Source organism: Pseudomonas sp. MS19 (assembly GCF_013277615.1).
Lineage (GTDB): Bacteria > Pseudomonadota > Gammaproteobacteria > Pseudomonadales > Pseudomonadaceae > Aquipseudomonas > Aquipseudomonas marincola.
Map to the genome: position 1 here is coordinate 92,094 of NZ_VBTO01000008.1, position 22,312 is coordinate 114,405.

Here is a 22,312-nt window from a genome sequence, read left to right on the forward strand (position 1 = left end):
GCATTAAAGTTATCCACAAACGTTGTACTGTGCAAATACGGCCCTTCACTCAGGCCAGCTAACGCGCCATCATGGCTCACACGACCAACCAGGCAGACAACCAACCCTGATGCGATTACCTACCCGTCAGTCTTTATTGCCGTTTTTGCGCTGGCTGCCCTCGGTTAACCGCAAGAAGCTGAGCAACGATGCATTGGTCGGGCTGACGGGTGCGATTCTGGCGCTGCCGCAATCGATAGCCTATGCGCTGATCGCCGGGCTGCCCGCCGAGTATGGGTTGTATGCGGCGATTGTGCCGGTGATTATCGCGGCGCTTTGGGGCTCATCCTGGCATCTGATTTGCGGGCCTACAGCGGCGCTTTCCATCGTCTTGTTTACCAGCGTAAGCCCCATGGCCACGCCGGGTAGCGATACCTATATCGGACTGATTTTGCTGCTGAGTTTCATGGCCGGAATCTTTCAATGGCTGCTCGGTTTGCTGCGCTTCGGCGCACTGGTCAACTTCGTTTCGCACTCGGTGGTGCTGGGCTTTACCCTGGGTGCAGCGCTGGTGATTGCCTTGGGCCAACTGCCCAACCTGCTCGGAATTGAAATAGCCAGCCAGCCAACGGCGCTGGCGACGGTACTCAACCTGGGCCAACACCTGAGCGAAATCGACTGGCCAACCTTTGCCGTGGCAGGCTTTACGCTGGTGATCAGCGTGTTGATAAAGCTGCTGTTGCCGCGCTGGCCAGCGCTTCTTATCGGCCTTTTGGCCGGCAGCCTGCTGGTGCTGTTTATGCCCAAGCAATTTGCTCATGTCGGGCTGGTAGCAGCGTTTGAGGGCAGCCTCCCGCCGCTGCATATTCTCGACTTCAACCTGAATGACATCACCCGCCTGCTGCCCGCAGCAATTGCCTGCGGCATGTTGGGGCTGGTGACAAGTTTGTCGATTGCCCGTTCGCTGGCAACCAAGTCGCGGCAGTTTCTCGATGCCAACCAAGAGGTTCGCGCTCAGGGTTTTTCCAACATGGTCGGGCCTTGGTTTTCGGCCTACGCCTCTGCCGGCTCGTTCACCCGCTCGGCGCTGAACCTGCAAGCCGGTGCGAAAACTCCATTGGCCGGAGTGTTTTCAGCAATTCTGGTCGCGCTGTTTGCACTGTTCGGCACCCAGCTGATCGAGCATATTCCGTTGCCCAGCATGGCCGCTGGCATCCTGATTATCTGCTGGGGCTTGCTCGACTTTGCCGGCGTCAAGTCGCTCTACCGGGTGAGTCGCTCAGAGTTTCTGGTGATGCTGCTAACGCTCGGCGCAACCTTGCTGATGGAACTGCAAACGGCAATTTATGCCGGGGTTCTGGCATCGCTGTTCTTCTACCTCAAGCGCACCTCGCAGCCACGCGTGCGCTTCTGGCAGGAAGATGAAGAAGCGCTGCTGCGCATTGAGGGCTCGATCTTCTTTGGCGCCTGCCATTACGTGCAGCAGATTCTCCAGCGCAGCCAGGGTGAGCGGGTCATCATCGATGCCCATCACGTTAACTTTATTGATTACGCTGGCGTCGAAATGCTCCATCAGGAGGCCCGCCGCCTTGGCAGCCTGAAACGCCAGTTGGTGATGCGCCGCGCACGGCAACAGGTGATCGACGAGATCCAGAAGCTTGAAGGCGCCGAAGCGTGCCCGATTGTGTTTGAGGATTGATCTCTGGGCAGCGACCGTGCCGCCACCCACTCTAAGGCCACTAATTAACGGCGGCAGTTTGCAAGGCCAACACTCAGCCCAACAACCGGCGCAATTCGGCTAACACCGGCGCAGTATCCGGGCGCACGCCGCGCCACAGATAAAAAGCCTCTGCCGCCTGCTCGGCCAACATGCCCAAGCCATCCAGCGTACGCGCTGCACCGTGCTCACCAGCCCAGCGATTGAACGCGGTGGGCTCCTTGCTGTACATCATGTCGTAGCACAGGGTGTGGCCCGGTTTGATCAGACCGGGCGCAATTGGCGGCAGCTCGCCGGCAAGGCTTGCCGACGTACCGTTGATGATCAGATCGACCGGGGCGTCGATCCAGTCAAAGCCGCTTGCCACCACCGGGCCCATGTCGGCGAACAACTGCGCCAGCAACTCGGCTTTGGCCACAGTGCGATTGGCGATAACCAGCGAAGCGGGTTGCTGCTGCAAAATCGGCTCGAGCACACCGCGCACCGCGCCGCCTGCACCCAGCAACAGGATGCGTTTATCGCGCAAGGAGAAACCGGCGTTTTCCTGCAGATCACGCACCAGCCCGGCGCCGTCGGTGTTGTCACCGAGCAGGCTGCCGTCGTCTGTGCGCATCAAGGTATTCACCGCACCCGCACGTTCGGCGCGTGCAGTGAGGCTGTCGGCCAATTGATACGCCTGCTCCTTGAATGGCACCGTGATGTTGGCGCCTTTGCCTTCTGCAAAGAAGGTTTTGGCAAACTCGGCAAAGCCATCCAGCGGCGCCAATAGCGCCTCATAAGTGAGCTGTTGGCCGGTCTGTTCGGCGAACATTTTATGGATCAATGGCGACTTGCTGTGGCCAATGGGGTTGCCGAAGACGCCGTAGCGGTCCATGAGCGAAATCCTTGATCAAGCTGAAAACGATGGCGCCATCATAGCCAAAGTACCACCGCATGGCCTGCGAAAAATGACCTCTACGATCGACCAAACGCGGCTAGAACGGCCACCAACTGCGGTTGTCTTCCAGCTCTTCGCGGCATTGCTTGAGTTGCCAGCCATAGTTTTTGGCCTGCGTTTCAACCTTGCGTGCGACCTGCAACAGCCAGGGCTTGGCGTTGTGTGAGCCACGACTGAAACCACCACGCCCCTCGTGATACGCGAGGTATTGCTTGTAGGCATCCCACTTGGAAACCCCGAGCTGGCGCTGAGTGCCGTCGGTGTACCAGCCGATAAACATGATCGCGTCGTCGAAGTTGTCACGCGAGCCGCCATTACCGGTCTGGTCTTTGTATTCGCCCCACACCGGATCTTGCGCCTGTGCATAACCGTAGGCCGAGCTGACCCGGCCCCACGGAATTATCCACAGCAGGTAATCACGTGGCGGCAACGCGTCACTGACGTAGCTGCTCTCCTGCTTCATGATCGCCATCGCCACATTCATCGGCGTGCCGTAGGCTTTTTCCATGTCGAGCGAATCTTCATACCAGTCCGGATATTGGCGGTAGATATTGCACAGGTTGGTTTGATCGCGGGGCGGCGCCGTTGAGCAGCCCGCAAGGACTGCCAACGCGCTGAGCAGGATCAGCAAACGAGCCATTGGCTGCAAACTCAATCTGCTGCCAGCCAGTCGCGGTCGGTCAGGAAGTACTCGGTGAGACGAGCCTCTTCACTGCCGGGCTCTGCCTTCCAGTCATAGCCCCAACGCACGTGCGGCGGCAGGGACATGAGGATGGATTCGGTGCGCCCGCCAGACTGCAAGCCAAACAGGGTGCCGCGGTCGTAAACCAGGTTGAACTCGACGTAACGCCCGCGCCGGTAAGCCTGAAATTCGCGCTGCTGCTCGGTATACGGCAACGCTTTGCGGCGCTGCACAATCGGCAAGTAGGCTTCTAGATAGGCATCGCCTATGGCGCGCAGGAAGGCGAAACTGGTGTCGAAGTCCCACTCGTTGAGGTCGTCGAAGAACAAACCGCCAATGCCACGCGGCTCGTTGCGATGCTTGATGTGGAAGTAACGGTCGCACCACTCTTTGTAGCGCGGATACACATCGGCGCCGAAGGGATCGCACGCCGCTTTTGCTACGCGATGCCAGTGGGCGCAGTCTTCTTCGTTGGCATAGTAGGGAGTCAGGTCGAAACCACCGCCGAACCACCACACAGCTTCTTCGCCTTCTTTTTCGGCAATGAAAAAGCGCACGTTGGCGTGCGAAGTCGGAATGTGCGGGTTGGTCGGGTGAATCACCAACGACACACCCATTGCCTCGAATCCGCGACCGGCCAGCTCTGGGCGATGGGCGCTGGCAGACGGCGGCAAGCCGGTACCGAATACGTGAGAGAAGTTGACCCCGCCTTTTTCAATCAGGCCGCCGTTTTCCATGACACGCGTACGACCGCCGCCACCTGCCGGGCGCTCCCAGGCGTCTTCGAAGAACTGCGCGGCGCCATCTTCGGCTTCCAGAGCAGCGCAAATTCGGTCTTGCAGGTCGAGCAGGTAAGCCTTCACGGCTTGGGAACGATCACTCATAGCGGCACCTTAAAACGGGTCGTGCCTGACAGCATACAAGCTGACAGGCGAAATCTGGCGCAAGCATAACATTCCCGCCAGTGCGCCCGCAGTTGACTGGTATCAAACCTAGGGTCAGTAATGCGCCTGCGCAACTTTCTGCCATTAAGCGGCAAGGCAGACGATAGGAGTAATGCCCGCCGCGCAAATTAGCGGCATTATGGGCGTCTACTGGCGTTTAATCGCAGCGTCCCTTTCACCATCAGCAAGGAGTCTGGCATGGCCAAGCGCATTCAATTCAGCAGTCACGGCGGCCCGGAAGTACTCGAATTCACCGACTATCAGCCCGCGGCTCCCGGCCCTAAAGAAGTCCGCGTGCAGAACCACGCCATCGGCCTGAACTTCATCGACACCTATTTCCGCAGCGGCCTGTATCAGCCGCCAGCATTGCCTTCGAGCCTGGGCACAGAAGGCGCTGGCGTGGTAGAAGCGGTCGGCAGCGAAGTTTCATCGTTCAAGGTGGGTGATCGCGTCGCCTACGCCACCGGCCCGCTGGGTGCGTATAGCGAACTGCATGTGCTGCCGGCCGAGCGACTGGTGAAACTGCCCGATGAAATCAGCTTTGAGCAGGCCGCTGCGGTAATGCTCAAGGGTTTAACCGTGCAGTATCTGTTCCGCCAGACTTACCAATTGCAGGGCGGCGAGACGATTTTGTTCCACGCAGCAGCGGGTGGTGTTGGCTCGTTTGCGTGCCAGTGGGCCAAAGCGCTCGGGGTCAATCTGATCGGCACCGTTAGCTCCGCCGCCAAAGCCGAGCGCGCGATGCAGCAGGGCGCATGGGCAACTATCGACTACAGCCACGAAGACGTTGCCAAGCGTGTGCTTGAGCTCACCGACGGCAAGAAGTGCCCGGTGGTTTACGACGGCGTGGGTAAAGACACGTGGGAAACCTCGCTCGACTGCACCGCGCCGCGCGGCCTTGTCGTCAGCTTTGGTAATGCATCTGGCGCAGTAAGCGGGGTCAACCTCGGCATTCTGGCGCAGAAAGGCGCGTTGTTCGTGACCCGGCCAACCCTGATGGGCTACGCCGATACGCCGCAGCGCCTGCAAAGCATGGCCGATGAGCTGTTCGCCATGATCAGCAGCGGCAAGCTCAACGTCGAAATCAGCCAGCGTTACGCTTTGGCCGATGCCGCCAAAGCACAGATCGCACTGAGCGGCCGCCAGACCACCGGCTCAACAATCCTGCTGCCGTAAAAGGTTGCGCAGCGCAATGACGGAACACCCGTCATTGCGCCAACCCGGCTTCAACCCGATCACGGCCCGCCACACCGACAAAATCAAAGGCGCAACCGCGTACACACCACAGATGGCTATGACGGATTAACCTGCGGTTTATCCATCCTCCATTGGGAAATGTTGTTGTGAGGCAATCGTGCGGCTCGGCTGCACGCCGTACCACAGACCGGAGGATGGATAGCCCCGAAGGCGGCAATCCGTCATGACGATTCATGCGGCGCGGCATTACGCACGACATGCCCGCCATACCGCCAAAATCAAACGCGGAACCGCGTACACGCCATCGATGGCAATGACGGATTAACCTGCGGTTTATCCATCCTCCATTGTGAATGTTGTTGTGGCGCCAATCGCGCGGCTCAGTTTAACGCCGTACCACAGACCGGAGGATGGATAGCCCCGAAGGCGGCAATCCGTCAAGACGATTTATGCGGCGCGGCATTACGCAAGACATGCCCGCCATACCGCCAAAATCAAACGCCAAACCGCGTACACACCACAGATGGCCATGACGGATTAACCTGCGGTTTATCCATCCTCCGTTGGTGAATGTTGTTAGGCCAATCGTGCGGCTCGGTTTCACGCTGTACCACAGACCGGAGGATGGATAGCCCCGAAGGCGGCAATCCGTCATGGCGATTGGTGCGGCGCGGCATTACGCATGACATGCCCGCCATACCGCCAAAATCAAAGGCGAAACCGCGTACAAGCCACAGATGGCCATGACGGATTAACCTGCGGTTTATCCATCCTCCATTGGTGAATGTTGTGGGCCAATCGTGCGGCTCGATTGCACGCCGTACCAGATCCGGAGGATGGATAGCCCCGAAGGCGGCAATCCGTCATGGCGATTGATGCGGCGCGGCATTACGTAAGACATGCCCGCGACACCGCCAAAATCAAACGCGGTACCGCGTACACGCCACAGATGGCTATGACGGATTAACCTGCGGTTTATCCATCCTCCATGGGGAAATGTTGTTGTGGGGCCAATCGCGCGGCTCGATTTTGCTCCGCCTCATGAAGGTCGAACAACATCCCCGCTGATCAGGTCGCGGATCAGGCTGGGGTTTTTGCGTCCGCCCAATTTACCGTTGAGAACCTTGTCCAGCTGGCGAGGGAAGTATTGTTCGACGCGCAAACGCGTGCGTGCGGACGGGCGGCCTGCCGGGTTTGCCGAGGTTGAGACGATCGGGCCGGTGAGGGCGCACAGTTCGCGCACCAGCGGATGATCGCTGACGCGGATCGCCACGCTGTTGTGCTCGCCCGTAATCCACTTGGGCAAACGGTCCTGATGCGGCACCAGCCACGTGGTTGGGCCCGGCCATGTGCTGGCGACGCGGTCTTGCCAAATCTCGGGCAGGTCTTCGAGCAGGAAGTCGAACTGGTGAATGCTGTCGGCAACCAGAATCAGGCCTTTGTGCATCGGCCGGCTTTTCAGCGCGAGCAAGCGCTCAACGGCCAGCTCATCAAACGGATCACAGCCCAGCCCCCATACAGCTTCGGTCGGATAGGCGATCACGCCGCCCTGAAGTACAACACTTGCTGCCTGCCGAACTTGCCAACTGCTGACCATTAACTGCGCTCCATGAATGCATGCCGGGCAAGTGTATCCAAACGACGTGGACGAGGGGAAACCCAGTGCGCGGCAATGCGCAGGAGCCAATCGTTGAGTCGATGCCTGCGTTTCAAATATCGCGAGACCTTTCCCAGGCTACGAATTCTGGAATGCCCGGGCGTGCCACAGGCCGTTTTCGCTGGCGACGCGACCGTCTATTTCAAGTTCGGTCATTGTCGATAACACCTTGGGTAATGGCCAGCCGCTGGCGAACGCCAACGCTTCACTTGTTTGTGGGGCGGCGAATAGCAGCGCGAGCAACGGGTGCGATTCTTTGCGCGCAGGTTCCGCAGGCGGCGCGGGTTGATTCTGCCAGCCGCGCAGCGCTTGCAAAACATCATCAATGCATTCAACCAGCGCGGCGCCATCGCGAATCAGCTGATGACAGCCACGCGCACCCGGATGATGGATCGATCCGGGAATCGCATACACCTCGCGGCCTTGTTCGGCTGCCAGTTTGGCGGTGATCAGCGAACCACTGGACGGACTGGCTTCGACCACTAATACGCCGACCGACAGACCACTGATAAGCCGGTTACGTCGTGGAAAATTACCGGCCAGAGGGGCGCAATCCAGAGGCAACTCACTGACCAGCGCCCCGCCTTGCGCGACAATATCCACAGCTAACTGGCGATGCCTTGGCGGATATACACATTGCAAGCCAGTGCCCAGCACGGCGATGGTTTTGCCGGTTGCAGCCAGCGCGCCACGGTGCGCGGCGCCATCAATACCCAGCGCCAGCCCACTGGTAATAACGAACCCTGCCGCCGCCAGACTCCGGGCGAAAGCATGGGCGGTATCGAGCCCCGGCTTGGAGGCGCGACGACTACCGACAATCGCCAGTTGCGGTTGTTCGAACAAAGCCCGGTCACCCGCCACAAACAGCAACGGCGGCGCATCGTTGAGTTCGGCGAGCAGTGCAGGGTAGTCCGCGTCATCCCACATCAACAGGTGATGCTGCTCTGCCTCAAGCCATTGCAGTGCGGCTCGGGCTCGCTCGCGCACCTCGCTGCAGCGACGTGACGCTGCACAAGTCGCGGGCAAACCCAGAGAACGCCAAGCACTGGCGGGCGCACTGATGGCGGACGAGGCATCGGCGAAGGCACGGAACAGGGTATGCAAGCGGCGCGGGCCGAGTTGCGGTAAACAATGCAGGCGGAGGCGGGCTTCGATTTCAGCCGGAGAAAGGCTGGGCAGGCGTTGCGACATATTGATCATCCTTGATCTGTCGCGCCGCGCAGGCGGCTAAAGCAGCAAACCCCGCGCCCGAATCCGGGCGGCGGGGTTTTCGGGTATTACGGGTTACGCACTTTGTCCATGACTGCGAGTTGGCGCGTGGCACCCAAAATCAAACCATAGCTGAGTTTGTCGTAGGTGCGGAACACCATCAGCAAACCTGCACGTTCGTCAGGGATTTTTACCTGTTCGCCGGTCACACGATCACGCACGGTTTCGCCGGTCTTGTAGACCGCCAGCACGTTGCCTTCAGCCAAGCCATCGCGCAAGCCCTTGTTCAGGGTCACAACATCGAACTGGCCGATCTGCGAAACACCACGCGGCACATCGAGGATCAAACCATCAATTGGACCGGCTGGCTCGCTCGGCATGAATGTCGAGTTGATCGCACGCTCCTCGGTCGGGAACAGGCGGTCGCCGTTGCGCACTTCCTGATTGGCGTGGCTGAGCATCATGGTGCCGATATCGCCTTCTTCGGCAACAATCTCGCCGCCGCCGATCGAGTCGGCGTTAATGCCGAGAAACTCTTTGGTGATCGGGTCGTTGTAGGTTTTACCCTGACGGAAGATGCCGTAAACCGGTGCAGACGGATCGAAGCTGCCGCGTGCGTAGACACGATCACCCGCGCCACTGACAACACGCTCGGCGTTACCAGCAACAATATACGGCGCAGCGTTGAAGTCTTTGTCTGACTCAACGATGCGGTTTCTCAGCAAAAAGCTGTTGATGGCTTCGAGCGGAATTGTCGGGATGGCTTCTGCCATTGGCGTGGTGCGAACTTTAGGCGACAGCTTGATGGTGCCGCGTGAAGCACCGCGGTTGAGCATCAGCCGAGGCTGGCCGTCGATATAGACCAGCGACAATTGGTCGCCCGGATAGATCAAGTGCGGGTTTTTCACCTGAGGATTTGCATGCCAAATTTCTGGCCATTTCCAGGGCTCGCTCAGGAAACGCCCGGAAATATCCCAGAGCGTATCGCCGCGGACCACTGTATAAGTGTCCGGGTGCCCCTCTTTAAGCTGAACTGCAGCCTGGGCCAAGCCACCCGCGGCGAGCAGTAGCAGGGCGAGTAGTGATTTCCTCATTCGGTGAATCCCTTTATTATGTGTCTTCTGTGAAGCGCCCTAGCGCCGCGTCGTGACATCAATCGCGCCACGATGTGAAGCCTTTTTCATGCTGTTCATCATCTTAGCAGCGCTTTTTGACTTTATTCCATAAGTGCATCACAAACATATATGGCTATCTTAAACATCCTAGAATTTCCAGATCCTCGACTACGTACCATTGCTAAGCCTGTGGACGTCGTTGATGACGAATTACGCCAGTTGATAGACGACATGTTTGAAACCATGTACGAAGCCCCTGGCATTGGTCTGGCTGCAACACAGGTCAATGTGCATAAGCGCATTGTGGTCATGGACATCTCCGAAGACCGCTCCGAACCACTGGTTTTCATTAACCCGGAGTTCGAGTCGCTGACTGACGAGGTTGATCAGTATCAGGAAGGCTGCCTTTCTGTGCCGGGCTTCTATGAAAACGTCGACCGCCCGCAGAAGGTCAAGGTCAAGGCTTTGGACCGTGACGGCAAACCTTACGAGCTAATCGCCGAAGGCCTGCTGGCCGTGTGCGTTCAGCACGAGTGCGATCACCTCAATGGCAAGCTGTTCGTTGATTACCTGTCTACGCTGAAGCGTGACCGGATCAAGAAAAAGCTGGAAAAACAGCACCGCCTGCGCGATTAAGCGCTGACTTATCCACAGGCTTGGCGCCTCTCAACTCCGCGCGCAAGCCCGGCCAGTGCGTGCAAGCCTTGTCCATCTAGCGAGCCCACATGACTGAAGCACTGCGTATTGTCTTTGCCGGTACTCCGGAATTCGCCGCCGAGCATCTGAAAGCCCTGCTTGGCACATCTCATCAGATTGTTGCGGTTTACACCCAGCCAGATCGCCCGGCTGGCCGCGGGCAGAAGCTTATGCCGAGCCCGGTCAAACAGCTGGCGCTTGAACACGACATTCCGGTCTATCAGCCACAAACCCTGCGCGATGCGGATGCTCAGGCCGAGCTGGCCAGCTTGCAGGCCGACTTGATGGTGGTGGTCGCTTACGGGCTGATCCTGCCGCAAGTGGTGCTCGATACGCCGCGTTTGGGCTGTATCAACAGTCATGCCTCGTTGCTGCCACGCTGGCGTGGGGCTGCGCCGATCCAGCGCGCGATTGAGGCCGGTGACCGCGAGTCCGGAGTCACCGTGATGCAGATGGAAGCGGGTCTCGATACTGGCCCGATGCTGCTCAAGACACATACCCCGATCAGCGCCGAAGACACCGGCGGCAGCTTGCATGACCGGCTTGCCAGCCTTGGCCCGGCTGCCGTGATCGAAGCGATTGCGGGCCTAGCGGCAGGCACGCTGAAAGGCGAAGTGCAAAATGATGCGCTGGCCACCTATGCGCACAAGCTCAATAAGGAACAGGCACAGCTCGACTGGTCGCGTCCGGCGGGTGAGCTGGAACTGTTGATCCGTGCATTCAATCCTTGGCCGATCTGCCAGAGCAGCCTCAATGGCGCAGCGCTTAAAGTGCATGCCGCCAAACTGGGCGAGGGCAGTGGCAAGCCAGGTGAAATTCTCGCCGCCAGTAAAGAAGGCCTGACGGTCGCTTGCGGCAGCGGCGCGCTGTTGCTGACTCGCCTGCAATTGCCCGGCGGCAAGGCGCTGAACTTCGCCGACCTGTACAACAGCCGTCGTGACCAATTCGCCATCGGCACGGTGCTCGCATGAATCCGCGTCTGGCTGCAGCCCGCGCCCTGAGTGCGGTTCTATCCGGCAAAGCCTCGCTGGGCAGCAGCCTGCCGCCACAACTCGACAAGGTTGAACCACGCGATCGCGGCCTGACTCAAGAGCTGGCATTCGGCACCGCGCGCTGGGAGCCAAGGCTTTCGGCGCTGGCCGAGAAGCTTTTGCAGAAACCGTTCAAGGCCGCCGACAAAGACGTCGAGGCCCTGTTGCTGGTCGGCCTGTATCAGTTGCTCTACACGCGCATTCCCGCGCACGCCGCCTTGGGCGAAACCGTGGGTTGCGCCGACAAACTGAAAAAGCCCTGGGCCAAAGGTTTGCTCAACGCCGTGTTGCGCCGTGCCCAACGTGAAGCCGAACCATTGCTGGCGGAAATGGAGCGCGACCCGATGGTGCGCACCGCGCATCCGCGCTGGCTGCAAAAGGCCCTCAAAGCCCATTGGCCCGAGCACTGGGAAGCGATTTGCGCGGCCAACAATGCGCATCCTCCGCTGATGCTGCGGGTTAATCGCCGTCACGGCAGCCGCGATGACTATCTGCAACAACTGCAAGCAGCCGGTATCGAAGCAGCCGCCTGCACTTTCAGCCGCGATGGCATTCGCCTGATTCAAGCCTGCGATGTCACCACCCTGCCCGGATTTGCCGAAGGCCACGTCAGCGTGCAGGACGAAGCCGCGCAACTGGCGGCAGACTTGCTCGATCTGGCGCCGGGGCAACGCGTACTCGACGCCTGCTGCGCTCCGGGCGGCAAAACCTGCCATATCCTCGAAGCCGAGCCCGAGCTGGCTGGCGTGGTAGCGATAGACCTAGAAGCCAAGCGACTGGTGCGCGTTCGCGAAAACCTCGCGCGCCTCAAGCTCGACGCCGAATTGATCGCCGCCGACGGCCGTGATGTCAGCAAATGGTGGGACGGCAAACCGTTCCAGCGAATTCTGCTCGACGCGCCCTGTTCGGCCACCGGCGTGATTCGTCGCCATCCGGACATCAAACTGGCGCGCAAAGCCGAAGACATTGCCCCGCTGGCGCACCTTCAGGGCGAGTTGCTTGACGCACTGTGGCCAACGCTGGCGGTTGGCGGCATCATGCTCTACGCCACATGCTCGACCCTGCCGACCGAGAACAGCGAAACCATCGCGGCCTTCCTTGAGCGCACGCCGGGTGCACGCGAATTGGACATTGCCGGGCCATTTGGCCTGCAGCAGCCACACGGTCGACAATTGTTGGCGCAAATGGACGGCCACGACGGCTTCTACTATGCCAAGCTGATCAAAATCGCCGCGACTCCTCGCGGCTGAGGAAAGGAAACGGATGAAAATCATCATTCTCGGCGCCGGTCAGGTTGGCGGCACACTGGCAGAGCATCTGGCCAGTGAAGCCAATGACATTACCGTTGTGGACACCGATGGCGACCGCTTGCGCGACCTCGGTGATCGTCTGGATATTCGTACCGTACAAGGCCGTGGCTCATTCCCGACCGTGCTGCGTCAGGCTGGCGCGGATGATGCCGACATGCTGGTGGCTGTGACCAACAGTGACGAGATCAACATGATCGCCTGTCAGGTGGCCTACACCCTTTTCCACACCCCGACCAAGATTGCCCGTGTCCGCGAAGCGGCTTATCTAAGCCGTAGTGGGCTGTTCGATAACGAGGCGATTCCGGTCGATGTACTGATCAGCCCCGAGCAAGTGGTAACCAACTACATCAAGCGCCTGATTGAACATCCGGGCGCGCTGCAGGTGATCGACTTCGCCGAAGGCAAGGCTCAGTTGGTGGCAGTCAAAGCGTATTACGGTGGCCCGCTGGTGGGTCAGCAACTGCGTCAGCTGCGCGAGCACATGCCCAATGTCGACACCCGCGTTGCCGCTATTTTCCGCCGCAACCGGCCGATCATCCCGAAGGGCGACACGGTTATCGAGGCTGATGACGAGGTGTTCTTCATCGCCGCCCGCGCGCACATTCGCGCGGTCATGAGCGAAATGCGGCGTCTTGAAGACAGCTACAAGAAGATTGTGATCGCCGGCGGTGGCCACATTGGCGAACGTCTGGCTGAGGCCATCGAAAGCCGCTATCAGGTCAAAATCATCGAGATGAATCCGGCGCGCTGCCGTTATCTGTCAGAGACGCTGGATAACACCATTGTCCTGCAGGGCAGTGCCTCCGACCGCGACTTGCTGGTTGAAGAAAACATCAACGACGCGGATATCTTCCTGGCGCTGACCAACGACGACGAAGCCAACATCATGTCGTCCTTGCTGGCCAAGCGCATGGGCGCGCGCAAGGTGATGACACTTATCAACAACCCGGCCTATGTGGATCTGGTGCAAGGCGGCGATATCGACATCGCCATCAGCCCGCAGCTGGCGACCATCGGCACCTTGCTGACTCACGTGCGCCGTGGCGACATCGAAAGTGTGCACTCGCTGCGCCGCGGTGCGGCCGAGGCCATCGAAGCGATTGCTCACGGCGACGCCAAATCGAGCAAGGTTATTGGCCGGGCCATTCGCGACATTACCCTGCCGCCCGGCACTACCATCGGCGCGATTATCCGTGAGGATGAAGTGTTGATCGCCCACGACATTACCGTGATCGAAAGCGGCGACCACATCATCCTGTTCCTCGTCGACAAGAAGTACATCCGTGATGTTGAAAGCCTGTTCCAGGTGGGTTTGACGTTCTTCTAAGGCGGTGCCGGTTGTGGTGTGTGAGGTGTGACGCCTCGATCGCCATGACGGATTGCCGCCTTCGGGGCTATCCATCCTCCAGTTTGTGGGTTGCGCCTGTTCGGGGGGGGGGGGTGGATAAACCGCGGGTTAATTCGGCATGTTGTGGATAATTTCATCGGCGATGGCATCGGTATTTTCGTATCGTTGGGATAATCGCCATGACGGATTGCCGCCTTCGGGGCTATCCATCCTCCGGTTTGTGGGTTGCGCCTGTTCGGGGGATGGATAAATCGCGGGTTGCTCCGTCGTGTTGTGGATAACTTTCTACGACGATGGCATGTGCATTTTTGAATCGTTGGATTAATCGTCATGACGGATTGCCGCCTTCGGCAGCTATCCATCCTCCAATTTTGGGGTCGTGTCGGTCCGGAGGATGGATAAACCGCAGGTTAATCCGTCATGCTGTGGACAACGCTCACGACTGTTGGAGTTTGCATGCTCGAATCTCTTGAAAAGATGCTCGATAAAGGCGTCGATAATGCGTTGCTGCGCTTTGGGCTGGGCAAGGGTTATCTGGATGCCGGCGATTACCCGCGGGCAATTGAACACCTGCAACGCTGCGTAGCATTTGATCCCAACTATTCCGCCGCCTGGAAGCTGCTGGGCAAGGCGCTGCAAGCCGATGGCCAGACCGACGCGGCACGAAAGGCGTGGGAGCAGGGCGTGGCGGCCGCTCAGGCGCATGGCGACAAGCAGGCTGAGAAGGAAATGAGCGTGTTTATGCGCAAGCTGGATAAAGCCAACAAACCGTCTTGAAGCCCACAACTACCAGCGCACATCGCCCATAAAGCAAAAAGCCCGGCCGAGGTTACTCAGGCCGGGCTTTTTATTGGCTGATCGACTCAGGTCGCCGGGACGGCTCTTCCGGCCAGCAACTTGACAATCGCGCCGAGCAAAATGCCGTACAGCGGCACGAACAGCACCAGGCTCACGGTGAGCTTGATGGCGTAATCGACACTGGCGATCTCCACCCAATGCTCGGCCATAAACGGATCGCTGCTCTGCCAGAAGGCGATAGAGAAGAATATGAAGGTGTCGAGCAGGTTACCCAGAATGGTCGAGGCGGTTGGCGCAACCCACCACTGACGCAGACGACGCATGCGGTCGAACACCTGAATATCGAGCAACTGGCCGAACACATAGGCGCAGAAACTGGCCAACGCGATGCGACCGACAAATACGTTGAACTCCTGCAGCGCTGCAAAGCCTGCGAACGCAGCGTTCTGGAACAGCACGGAAACCACGTATGAGGCCACCAATGCCGGCAGCATAACGCGGGCAATCACCTTGCGCGCCGGGCCTTTGCCAAGCAGGCGAACAGTGAGGTCGGTTGCCAGAAAGATAAACGGGAAGCTGAACGCGCCCCACGTGGTGTGCCAGCCGAAAATGGTAATCGGCAACTGCACCAGGTAGTTACTGGCGATGATGATAAGAATATGAAACGCGATTAACGCGACCAACGCGGGGCGTCGGATCGTACTCAACGAAGTCTGCATGTCAGGCCTTTTTGGATGTTATGGGGTGAGGGAACCCATTGCGCTCGGGCTGGTTAGCCAAACGAGCGCGGCATTCTAGCCAATTCCTGACCTTGAGGATAGCTTTCGTACAATAAACGGATAATTGGTCACGTCAGGATGAAACGTAACCCGGCGCCTTCTGCATCGATGCGGATGACTTCCATCTCCAGGATCGGCGCTTCGACAGGCATATCCTGCACCTGCCCAGTGACCCGGTCACCTTTGTTGAGCCCCGCCATCTCCGGATGCTTGATGTAAACACCGGCATCTGAAAGGTCACGCGTCTGGGCGATCAGCTCGCCAAAACTCGGATGGCAGATTTTGATACGGCAGTTCATCGCCGTGCGAGGGTGCTGGCGTTGGTTAGACATAGCGGGTCCGTGCTCAAGGTGAACCTATTTAATAACCGAAAGCGTCATTTATGCACAGTATTAGCTATAAAAAAGGCGCCTGATTCGGCGCCTTTTGACTAACAGCTCAAATTTTTCCGCTCAATACCAGCGCGCCTCACCTTCGGGGCGTTTCTTGAAGCGCTTCATGGTCCACATGTACTGGCTTGGATAAGCCCGAACATAGCGACCAATCACCTCGCTCATGGCCGCCACGCTAACGGCGATGTCGTCGCTGTACATGCCTTCTGGCGCGGCTTCGAGAATCACTTTATAGCCGCTGCCATCTTCAAGGCGCAGTGCATGCAGGAACACGCCAACGGCTTTGCCGCCGGTCAGCATGCTCGGTACAAATTTGCTGGTAAGTGCAACGGTGCCCAGAAACGGCACGAACACACCGCTGGACAAGCTCGGCTCGGGATCGGCAGGAATACCCACCGAGCCACCTTTGCGCACCTCTTTAATCACACTGAGGATGCCTTCCTTGGTTGAGGCGGCTACACGGTTGCCCATCTGCACGCGCTGCTTTTGCAGCAACTCGTCCACCGCTTTGAGCTTTGGCGGACGGTAAAAAATGATCGGTTTGCACTGCGCACAGTAGAAGTGATTGAGCACTTCCCAGTTGCCCAGATGGCTGGTGATGCCGACCACGCCTTTGCCGGATGCCAGCGCTTGCTCCAGCACCTCGAGGCCTTCGACTTCGCGGATCAGGCCAAGCGATTTCTTCGCCGGCCAGATCCATGCGCAAGCGCTCTCGGTCAGGGTTTTGCTGATGCCAACAAGTGTCTCGCCGAGCAGCTTTTCCTGCGCAGCGGCGTCCAGTTCGGGGAAGCACTTTTGCAGGTTGACGCGGGCAACCTCGCGCGAGCCGTTAGGTATTTTCAGCATCAGCCAGCCGATTGCAGCGCCGGTCGCTTGCACTGCGCGCCAGGGCAGCAATGCAAACAGGCGCAGAAAGCCCACCACGAGCGCACCTTTGAACTTCTCCACAGATCACTCCAACAGGGTCAAAAGGTCTATTGTAACGCCCCGCGCCGCAAGCCGCTCAGGTGCGACTCACGCTTTGGCCAACTGTGGATAACGAAAGCAGTCGGTGGTGTGATCCATCACCATGCCGCTGGCCTGCATGAAGGCGTAGCAGATGGTTGGCCCGACAAAGTTGAACCCGGCCTTCTTCAACGCTTTGCTCATGGCCTCGGCGGGCGGCGTGATCGCCGGAACATCGCCGCGCCCGGCAAAGTGATTGATCACCGGCTTGCCGCCGACAAACGACCACAGGTAACTCACCGGGTCTTCCAGCCTGAGCCAAGCCTGAGCGTTTTGCCGAACGGCCTTGAGCTTGAGACGATTTCGCACAATGCCCGGGTCTTGCATGAGCACCTCGATTTCATCGTCGGTGAGTTGCGCCAGACGCTTAACATCAAAGCCGTGCAGGACTTCGCGGTAGCGCTCACGCTTTTTCAAAACGGTTATCCACGAAAGCCCCGCCTGAAACCCCTCAAGTAGAAGCAACTCGAAGAGCTTATCGGGGTCTGTTAAGGGCACCCCCCATTCTTCATCGTGGTAAGCCATGTACAGCGGATCATCCGAACACCAAAAACAACGAGTCATAAGGCCTTCCCGGGCAAGTCCTGGCTACGTAGATTGCGCTATACTGCCGCCCTTTCTGTCGCAGCCAAAACAGGTGAATTTTTCGTGAGCCAGACTACGCCTGCCGTGCGCACCTTCCAAGATTTGATTCTCGCCCTGCAAAAATATTGGGCAGAGCAGGGCTGTGTTGTCTTGCAGCCCTACGATATGGAAGTCGGTGCTGGCACTTTCCACACCGCTACATTCTTGCGCGCTATTGGTCCTGAGACCTGGAACGCCGCCTATGTTCAGCCTAGCCGTCGCCCTGGCGATGGTCGTTATGGCGAAAACCCGAACCGTTTGCAGCACTACTACCAGTTTCAGGTGGTATTGAAGCCTAATCCGGAAAACTTCCAGGAACTATATCTGGGCTCATTGCAGGCCATTGGTATTGATCCGCTGGTGCACGACATTCGCTTCGTTGAAGACAACTGGGAGTCGCCAACACTCGGCGCCTGGGGTCTGGGCTGGGAAATCTGGCTGAACGGCATGGAAGTCACCCAGTTCACCTACTTCCAGCAAGTGGGTGGCATCGAGTGCTATCCGGTGACCGGCGAGATCACTTACGGTCTTGAGCGTCTGGCCATGTACATTCAGGGCGTCGACTCGGTATATGACCTGGTGTGGGCTGACGGCCCGTTCGGCAAAGTGACTTACGGCGATGTGTTCCACCAGAACGAGGTGGAGCAGTCGACCTATAACTTCGAGCACGCCAACGTCGAAAAGCTTTTCGAGCTGTTCGACTTCTATGAGTCCGAAGCCAACCGCCTGATCGAACTTGAGCTGCCGCTGCCAACCTATGAAATGGTGCTCAAGGCCTCGCACACGTTCAACCTGCTGGATGCACGCCGGGCGATTTCGGTTACCGCGCGTCAGCAGTACATTCTGCGCGTCCGGGCACTGGCTCGCGCCGTCGCCCAGAGTTATCTGCAAGCCCGCGCCAAACTTGGCTTCCCGCTGGCAACCGATGAGCTGCGTGACGAAGTACTGGCCAAGATGATGGAAGCAGGTCTCCTGCAAGATGAAGCACAGAGCAACACCGCGGAGGCTGCAGAATGAGTGCACAAGATTTTCTGGTTGAACTGGGCACCGAAGAGTTGCCACCCAAAGCCCTGAAAACCCTGGGTCAGGCGTTTCTGGCCGGCGTTGAAAAAGGCCTCAAGGCTGCCGGCCTGAACTACACCGCCTCTCGCTACTACGCCGCACCACGCCGCCTGGCCGTTCTGGTAAGCCAACTCGACACACATCAGCCAGACCGCGTGATGAACCTCGACGGCCCGCCAATGCAGGCTGCATTCGATGCCGATGGCAACCCGACTGCCGCTGCGCTGGGCTTCGCCAAGAAGTGCTGCGTGGACCTGTCTGAAATCGACACCAGCGGCCCCAAGCTGCGTTATAGCCAGTCGATTGCCGGTAAAACCGCCGCCAGTTTGCTGCCGGAAATCGTTGAGACTTCGCTCAATGAATTGCCGATCCCCAAGCGCATGCGCTGGGGTGCACGCCGCACAGAGTTCGTCCGCCCGACTCAGTGGCTGGTAATGCTGTTTGGTGATGAGGTGCTCGACTGCGAAATCCTCACGCAGACAGCCGGACGCGTTTCGCGCGGCCATCGCTTTCACCACAATCAGGACGTGACCATCAACGCGCCGGCCAGCTACGCCGAAGACCTGCGCAATGCACGGGTTATCGCCGACTTTGACGAGCGTCGCGAGCAAATCAGCAAGCGCATCGAACAACTCGCCAGCGAGCAAAACGGCACCGCCATCGTGCCGCAGGCCTTGCTCGACGAAGTCAGCGCGCTGGTCGAGTGGCCCGTGCCGCTGGTGTGCTCGTTCGAAGAACGCTTCCTGGAAGTGCCGCAAGAAGCCCTGATTACCACCATGCAGGACAACCAGAAGTATTTCTGCCTGCTGGATGCTGAAGGCAAGTTGCTGCCGCGCTTTATCACCGTGGCCAACGTCGAAAGCACAGACCCTGCGCAAATCATCTCGGGTAACGAGAAAGTTGTGCGTCCGCGCCTCACCGACGCCGAGTTCTTCTTCAAGCAAGACAAAAAGCAGAAGCTCGAAACCTTCAACCAGCGCCTCGCGAACGTGGTATTCCAGGCCCAGCTCGGCTCGGTCTACGACAAAGCTCAGCGCGTCTCGGTTCTGGCTGGCTACATTGCCGAGCGTATCGGCAGTAACGCAGCGTGGGCGGCACGTGCCGGCCTGCTCTCGAAGTGCGATTTGGCCAGCGAGATGGTCGGCGAATTCCCGGAAATGCAGGGCATCGCCGGTTACTACTACGCCAAGCACGACGGCGAGCCGGGTGATGTGGCCGTCGCGCTGAACGAGCAATACATGCCTCGCGGTGCGGGCGCAGAGCTGCCGGCCACCCTCACCGGTGCAGCCGTTGCGCTGGCAGACAAGCTCGACACACTGGTCGGCATCTTCGGTATCGGCATGCTGCCAACCGGCAGCAAAGATCCGTATGCACTGCGTCGTGCGGCGCTTGGCGTGCTGCGTATCCTGATCGAAAAGGACCTGGAGCTGAATCTGGTCGAGGCGATTGCGTTCTCCATCAAGCAGTTCGGCGGCAAGATCAAGGCAGACGGTCTGGCTGCTCAGGTTCAGGACTTCATCTTCGACCGCCTGCGTGCGCGCTACGAAGACGAAGGCGTGGAAGTGGCGGTGTATCAAGCGGTACGTGCGGTCAATCCGGTGTCTCCGCTGGACTTCGACCAACGCGTACAAGCGGTGCAGTCGTTCCGCAAGTTGCCGGAGGCCGAAGCACTGGCTGCCGCCAACAAGCGTGTATCGAACATTTTGAGCAAAGCCGACGGCCAGATTGCCCCAAGCATTGCCGCTCATTACTTCGACACCCCGAGCGAGTTCACCCTCAACGCGGCTATCCAGCAAGCCGAACAGGCGGTGCTGCCACTGGCGAAAAACCGTCAGTACAGCGAAGCACTGGCCAAGCTGGCAAGCCTGCGCGGGCCTGTGGATAACTTCTTCGAGACTGTTCTGGTCAACGCCGAAGATCCAAGCGTACGTGCTAACCGCTATGCATTGCTGGCCAAGTTGCGCGGCTTGTTCCTTGGTGTCGCGGATATCTCCGTCCTGGGCTAAGCCTTAATTGCGTCCGTCATCGCTGTTCCCGGCGATGGCGGACACAATGCAGTGTGAGCACGCGCATGAAACTACTGATTCTCGATCGTGACGGCGTCATCAACCATGACTCCGACGACTATATAAAATGCCTTGAAGAGTGGATCCCAATCGAAAGCTCGATTGAGGCCATTGCTCGTCTGTCCAAAGCTGGCTGGACCGTGGCTGTCGCTACCAACCAGTCAGGTATTGCCCGTGGCTATTATGGCCTCGATGCGCTCGAAGCCATGCATGGCCGGCTGAATGAACTGGTGGCAGAGCAGGGCGGCGAAGTTGGGCTTATTGTTTACTGCCCGCATGGCCCGAACGACGGTTGCGATTGCCGCAAACCCAAGCCGGGCATGCTCCAGCAGATTGCAAAACACTACGACACCCGCCTCGAAGGCATCTGGTTTGTAGGCGATAGCAGTGGTGACCTGGAAGGGGCAAAGGCCGTCGACTGTCAGCCAGTGTTGGTAAAAACCGGCAAAGGTCTACGCACGCTGGCAAAAGGATTGCCAGCAGGAACCTTGATCTTCGATGACCTGGCAGCAGTTGCTGCCCAGCTCCTCAACTCATAAAGCAGGCTCTGCCTGCGACGGTAAAAGCTCTTATGTCGATACTGCGGGCCATACAAATTTTTCTGTTCTACTTCCTTCTGGCTACCACCTCGTTCATATGGTGCACCATCAGCGTTTTCGTCGCGCCGTTCCTGCCGTTCCGTCAGCGCTATCGTTTCGTTAACCAAGCCTGGTGCACAGTGGCTGTGTGGCTCGCCAAAGTCGTAGTTGGCATCAACTATGAAGTTAAAGGCATGGAAAATATTCCGGACAAGCCCTGCGTAATCCTCTCCCGCCACCAGAGCACATGGGAAACTTTCTTCCTCTCGGCCCTGTTCGAACCCCTCAGCCAGGTACTTAAGCGCGAACTGTTGTACGTACCGTTTTTCGGCTGGGCCATGGCCATGCTCAAGCCCATCGCCATCGACCGCAGCAACCCTAAAGCTGCACTCAAGCAACTCGCCAAACAAGGCCACGAGCGCTTGGAGCAGGGCTGCTGGGTTCTGGTTTTCCCTGAAGGCACACGGATTCCATCCGGCCAGATCGGCAAATTCTCACGCGGCGGCGCCTCATTGGCGGTAAACGCCAACCTGCCGGTTCTGCCAATCGCGCATGACGCCGGCAAGTACTGGCCAAAACAAGGCTGGGATAAAAATCCCGGCACCGTACAAGTGGTGATTGGCCCGCTAATGCATGCCGAAGGCACCGGCCCTCGCGCCATCGCCGAACTCAACGACCGGGCATTCGCTTGGGTATGTCAGGCGCAAAAAGACATCGGTTGCCTGCCGGCAGACGCCACGGCCACAACAGCAGCCCCAGAAAAAGGCTAAGCGCCGTTCCAATACTCAGCGCAGAGCAACTCTGCGCTGAGCGCAACCCCCCCCTCACACTCAAAACGCCAAAGCCTGGGCAGAGCATCGCCAAACCCAGATCAGCAAACACTGCCTGCACGCTTCTTATCTGGCTATCCGAGTCCGCCGATACATCGCGCTTGGGTGTGGAGTCGTGTGGCCTGGCTATTACCTCGCCATACACCACTATTGTGACCGATCTGTTACCTCGGCCAATTCAGGCGTAACCGATTCGGGTGGGAAGGGAACACTATTGCTAAATCTTCGCTCAATCAAACCAGGCCTGATTACGTAAGCCCTTGTTTTTAAAGGACTTACAAAAAACTGGCACGGCAAATGCTTTGTTAGTGGTACAACAACAATAAGATCAGCAACAAAAAACCTAACGAATCTGA

The 22,312-nt window shown here is 58.6% G+C and carries 21 protein-coding genes; 11 read left to right on the forward strand and 10 right to left on the reverse strand.

The features are described 5' to 3' along the window. Window positions 1-109 precede the first annotated feature (109 nt). On the forward strand, window positions 110-1,678 hold the full coding sequence (locus FEZ62_RS07635) for a SulP family inorganic anion transporter (protein ID WP_150547990.1): 1,569 nt from the start codon (window positions 110-112) through the stop codon (window positions 1,676-1,678). 73 nt (window positions 1,679-1,751) lie between these two features. On the opposite strand, the gene aroE is transcribed toward FEZ62_RS07635, so the two are convergent. The 3 genes from aroE to hemF form a co-directional block, all read right to left on the reverse strand. Next, window positions 1,752-2,570: a shikimate dehydrogenase gene (aroE, locus tag FEZ62_RS07640; protein ID WP_172927317.1), complete on the reverse strand. Its 819-nt coding sequence runs from the start codon at window positions 2,568-2,570 to the stop codon at window positions 1,752-1,754. A 100-nt stretch (window positions 2,571-2,670) separates the two neighbouring features. Beyond that, the gene (locus FEZ62_RS07645) at window positions 2,671-3,273 is read right to left on the reverse strand and encodes a hypothetical protein (RefSeq protein WP_069900079.1); all 603 of its coding nucleotides are present in this window, start codon (window positions 3,271-3,273) and stop codon (window positions 2,671-2,673) included. Between the two features lie 11 nt (window positions 3,274-3,284). Continuing rightward, complete coding sequence (gene hemF, locus FEZ62_RS07650) at window positions 3,285-4,199, reverse strand: oxygen-dependent coproporphyrinogen oxidase (protein WP_150547988.1); 915 nt, start codon at window positions 4,197-4,199, stop codon at window positions 3,285-3,287. A 258-nt stretch (window positions 4,200-4,457) separates the two neighbouring features. On the opposite strand from hemF, the gene FEZ62_RS07655 reads away from it, so the two are divergent. Then, window positions 4,458-5,435, forward strand: coding sequence for an NADPH:quinone reductase (locus FEZ62_RS07655; RefSeq protein ID WP_069900077.1), 978 nt, complete (start codon window positions 4,458-4,460; stop codon window positions 5,433-5,435). 1,060 nt (window positions 5,436-6,495) lie between these two features. Here FEZ62_RS07655 and FEZ62_RS07660 read toward each other — a convergent pair. The 3 genes from FEZ62_RS07660 to FEZ62_RS07670 form a co-directional block, all read right to left on the reverse strand. Then, window positions 6,496-7,053: a Sua5/YciO/YrdC/YwlC family protein gene (locus FEZ62_RS07660; RefSeq protein ID WP_069900076.1), complete on the reverse strand. Its 558-nt coding sequence runs from the start codon at window positions 7,051-7,053 to the stop codon at window positions 6,496-6,498. 138 nt (window positions 7,054-7,191) lie between these two features. Further along, complete coding sequence (gene dprA, locus FEZ62_RS07665; RefSeq protein ID WP_242454915.1) at window positions 7,192-8,304, reverse strand: DNA-processing protein DprA; 1,113 nt, start codon at window positions 8,302-8,304, stop codon at window positions 7,192-7,194. 86 nt (window positions 8,305-8,390) lie between these two features. Continuing rightward, window positions 8,391-9,416 carry a LysM peptidoglycan-binding domain-containing protein gene (locus FEZ62_RS07670; protein WP_069900075.1) on the reverse strand — a complete coding sequence of 342 codons (1,026 nt, stop codon included), beginning with the start codon at window positions 9,414-9,416 and terminating at the stop codon, window positions 8,391-8,393. A gap of 150 nt (window positions 9,417-9,566) precedes the next feature. On the opposite strand from FEZ62_RS07670, the gene def reads away from it, so the two are divergent. The 5 genes from def to FEZ62_RS07695 all read left to right on the forward strand — a co-directional run bounded on the left by def (window position 9,567) and on the right by FEZ62_RS07695 (window position 14,599). Continuing rightward, window positions 9,567-10,073 (forward strand): peptide deformylase, encoded by a 507-nt coding sequence (gene def / locus FEZ62_RS07675; protein ID WP_069900074.1) that lies wholly within the window; start codon window positions 9,567-9,569, stop codon window positions 10,071-10,073. A gap of 89 nt (window positions 10,074-10,162) precedes the next feature. Further along, complete coding sequence (fmt, locus tag FEZ62_RS07680) at window positions 10,163-11,104, forward strand: methionyl-tRNA formyltransferase (RefSeq protein ID WP_172927318.1); 942 nt, start codon at window positions 10,163-10,165, stop codon at window positions 11,102-11,104. Next, complete coding sequence (rsmB, locus tag FEZ62_RS07685; protein WP_172927319.1) at window positions 11,101-12,414, forward strand: 16S rRNA (cytosine(967)-C(5))-methyltransferase RsmB; 1,314 nt, start codon at window positions 11,101-11,103, stop codon at window positions 12,412-12,414. Before fmt ends, rsmB begins: the two co-directional genes overlap by 4 nt. Before the next feature lie 13 nt (window positions 12,415-12,427). Continuing rightward, window positions 12,428-13,801 carry a Trk system potassium transporter TrkA gene (gene trkA, locus FEZ62_RS07690; RefSeq protein ID WP_069900071.1) on the forward strand — a complete coding sequence of 458 codons (1,374 nt, stop codon included), beginning with the start codon at window positions 12,428-12,430 and terminating at the stop codon, window positions 13,799-13,801. 477 nt (window positions 13,802-14,278) lie between these two features. Next, window positions 14,279-14,599: a tetratricopeptide repeat protein gene (locus FEZ62_RS07695; protein WP_172927320.1), complete on the forward strand. Its 321-nt coding sequence runs from the start codon at window positions 14,279-14,281 to the stop codon at window positions 14,597-14,599. Window positions 14,600-14,685: 86 nt separating this feature from the next. On the opposite strand, the gene FEZ62_RS07700 is transcribed toward FEZ62_RS07695, so the two are convergent. From FEZ62_RS07700 to FEZ62_RS07715, 4 genes are all read right to left on the reverse strand, one after another. Then, complete coding sequence (locus tag FEZ62_RS07700; protein ID WP_172927321.1) at window positions 14,686-15,339, reverse strand: 7-cyano-7-deazaguanine/7-aminomethyl-7-deazaguanine transporter; 654 nt, start codon at window positions 15,337-15,339, stop codon at window positions 14,686-14,688. 128 nt (window positions 15,340-15,467) lie between these two features. Further along, complete coding sequence (locus FEZ62_RS07705; protein WP_090512541.1) at window positions 15,468-15,731, reverse strand: PilZ domain-containing protein; 264 nt, start codon at window positions 15,729-15,731, stop codon at window positions 15,468-15,470. A gap of 120 nt (window positions 15,732-15,851) precedes the next feature. Then, window positions 15,852-16,739 carry a lysophospholipid acyltransferase gene (locus tag FEZ62_RS07710; protein ID WP_069900067.1) on the reverse strand — a complete coding sequence of 296 codons (888 nt, stop codon included), beginning with the start codon at window positions 16,737-16,739 and terminating at the stop codon, window positions 15,852-15,854. 66 nt (window positions 16,740-16,805) lie between these two features. Beyond that, entirely contained in the window at window positions 16,806-17,360 is a 555-nt protein-coding gene (locus FEZ62_RS07715) for a DNA-3-methyladenine glycosylase I (RefSeq protein WP_172927322.1), read from the reverse strand. An 84-nt stretch (window positions 17,361-17,444) separates the two neighbouring features. Between FEZ62_RS07715 and glyQ the strand changes: the two genes are divergently transcribed. The 4 genes from glyQ (at window position 17,445) to FEZ62_RS07735 (ending at window position 21,896) form a co-directional block, all read left to right on the forward strand. Next, window positions 17,445-18,437, forward strand: a complete 993-nt coding sequence (gene glyQ / locus FEZ62_RS07720) for a glycine--tRNA ligase subunit alpha (RefSeq protein ID WP_069900122.1) — start codon at window positions 17,445-17,447, stop codon at window positions 18,435-18,437. Further along, entirely contained in the window at window positions 18,434-20,488 is a 2,055-nt protein-coding gene (glyS, locus tag FEZ62_RS07725) for a glycine--tRNA ligase subunit beta (protein WP_172927323.1), read from the forward strand. The genes glyQ and glyS overlap by 4 nt, the downstream gene beginning before the upstream one ends. 65 nt (window positions 20,489-20,553) lie before the next feature. After that, entirely contained in the window at window positions 20,554-21,087 is a 534-nt protein-coding gene (gmhB, locus tag FEZ62_RS07730; protein WP_172927324.1) for a D-glycero-beta-D-manno-heptose 1,7-bisphosphate 7-phosphatase, read from the forward strand. 32 nt (window positions 21,088-21,119) lie between these two features. Next, window positions 21,120-21,896 carry a lysophospholipid acyltransferase family protein gene (locus tag FEZ62_RS07735; protein WP_090512532.1) on the forward strand — a complete coding sequence of 259 codons (777 nt, stop codon included), beginning with the start codon at window positions 21,120-21,122 and terminating at the stop codon, window positions 21,894-21,896. Window positions 21,897-22,312 lie beyond the last annotated feature (416 nt).

What these genes read in the sequence shown, in the direction of transcription:
- glyS (WP_172927323.1), top strand. Translation starts at nt 18,434, where the DNA reads ATGAGTGCACAAGATTTTCTGGTTGAACTGGGCACCGAAGAGTTGCCA.
- FEZ62_RS07670 (WP_069900075.1), bottom strand. Translation starts at nt 9,416, where the DNA reads ATGAGGAAATCACTACTCGCCCTGCTACTGCTCGCCGCGGGTGGCTTG.
- FEZ62_RS07715 (WP_172927322.1), bottom strand. Translation starts at nt 17,360, where the DNA reads ATGACTCGTTGTTTTTGGTGTTCGGATGATCCGCTGTACATGGCTTAC.
- rsmB (WP_172927319.1), top strand. Translation starts at nt 11,101, where the DNA reads ATGAATCCGCGTCTGGCTGCAGCCCGCGCCCTGAGTGCGGTTCTATCC.
- FEZ62_RS07635 (WP_150547990.1), top strand. Translation starts at nt 110, where the DNA reads ATGCGATTACCTACCCGTCAGTCTTTATTGCCGTTTTTGCGCTGGCTG.
- aroE (WP_172927317.1), bottom strand. Translation starts at nt 2,570, where the DNA reads ATGGACCGCTACGGCGTCTTCGGCAACCCCATTGGCCACAGCAAGTCG.
- FEZ62_RS07695 (WP_172927320.1), top strand. Translation starts at nt 14,279, where the DNA reads ATGCTCGAATCTCTTGAAAAGATGCTCGATAAAGGCGTCGATAATGCG.
- FEZ62_RS07655 (WP_069900077.1), top strand. Translation starts at nt 4,458, where the DNA reads ATGGCCAAGCGCATTCAATTCAGCAGTCACGGCGGCCCGGAAGTACTC.
- FEZ62_RS07700 (WP_172927321.1), bottom strand. Translation starts at nt 15,339, where the DNA reads ATGCAGACTTCGTTGAGTACGATCCGACGCCCCGCGTTGGTCGCGTTA.
- FEZ62_RS07705 (WP_090512541.1), bottom strand. Translation starts at nt 15,731, where the DNA reads ATGTCTAACCAACGCCAGCACCCTCGCACGGCGATGAACTGCCGTATC.
- def (WP_069900074.1), top strand. Translation starts at nt 9,567, where the DNA reads ATGGCTATCTTAAACATCCTAGAATTTCCAGATCCTCGACTACGTACC.
- dprA (WP_242454915.1), bottom strand. Translation starts at nt 8,304, where the DNA reads ATGTCGCAACGCCTGCCCAGCCTTTCTCCGGCTGAAATCGAAGCCCGC.
- trkA (WP_069900071.1), top strand. Translation starts at nt 12,428, where the DNA reads ATGAAAATCATCATTCTCGGCGCCGGTCAGGTTGGCGGCACACTGGCA.
- fmt (WP_172927318.1), top strand. Translation starts at nt 10,163, where the DNA reads ATGACTGAAGCACTGCGTATTGTCTTTGCCGGTACTCCGGAATTCGCC.
- gmhB (WP_172927324.1), top strand. Translation starts at nt 20,554, where the DNA reads ATGAAACTACTGATTCTCGATCGTGACGGCGTCATCAACCATGACTCC.
- FEZ62_RS07735 (WP_090512532.1), top strand. Translation starts at nt 21,120, where the DNA reads ATGTCGATACTGCGGGCCATACAAATTTTTCTGTTCTACTTCCTTCTG.
- FEZ62_RS07660 (WP_069900076.1), bottom strand. Translation starts at nt 7,053, where the DNA reads ATGGTCAGCAGTTGGCAAGTTCGGCAGGCAGCAAGTGTTGTACTTCAG.
- hemF (WP_150547988.1), bottom strand. Translation starts at nt 4,199, where the DNA reads ATGAGTGATCGTTCCCAAGCCGTGAAGGCTTACCTGCTCGACCTGCAA.
- FEZ62_RS07645 (WP_069900079.1), bottom strand. Translation starts at nt 3,273, where the DNA reads ATGGCTCGTTTGCTGATCCTGCTCAGCGCGTTGGCAGTCCTTGCGGGC.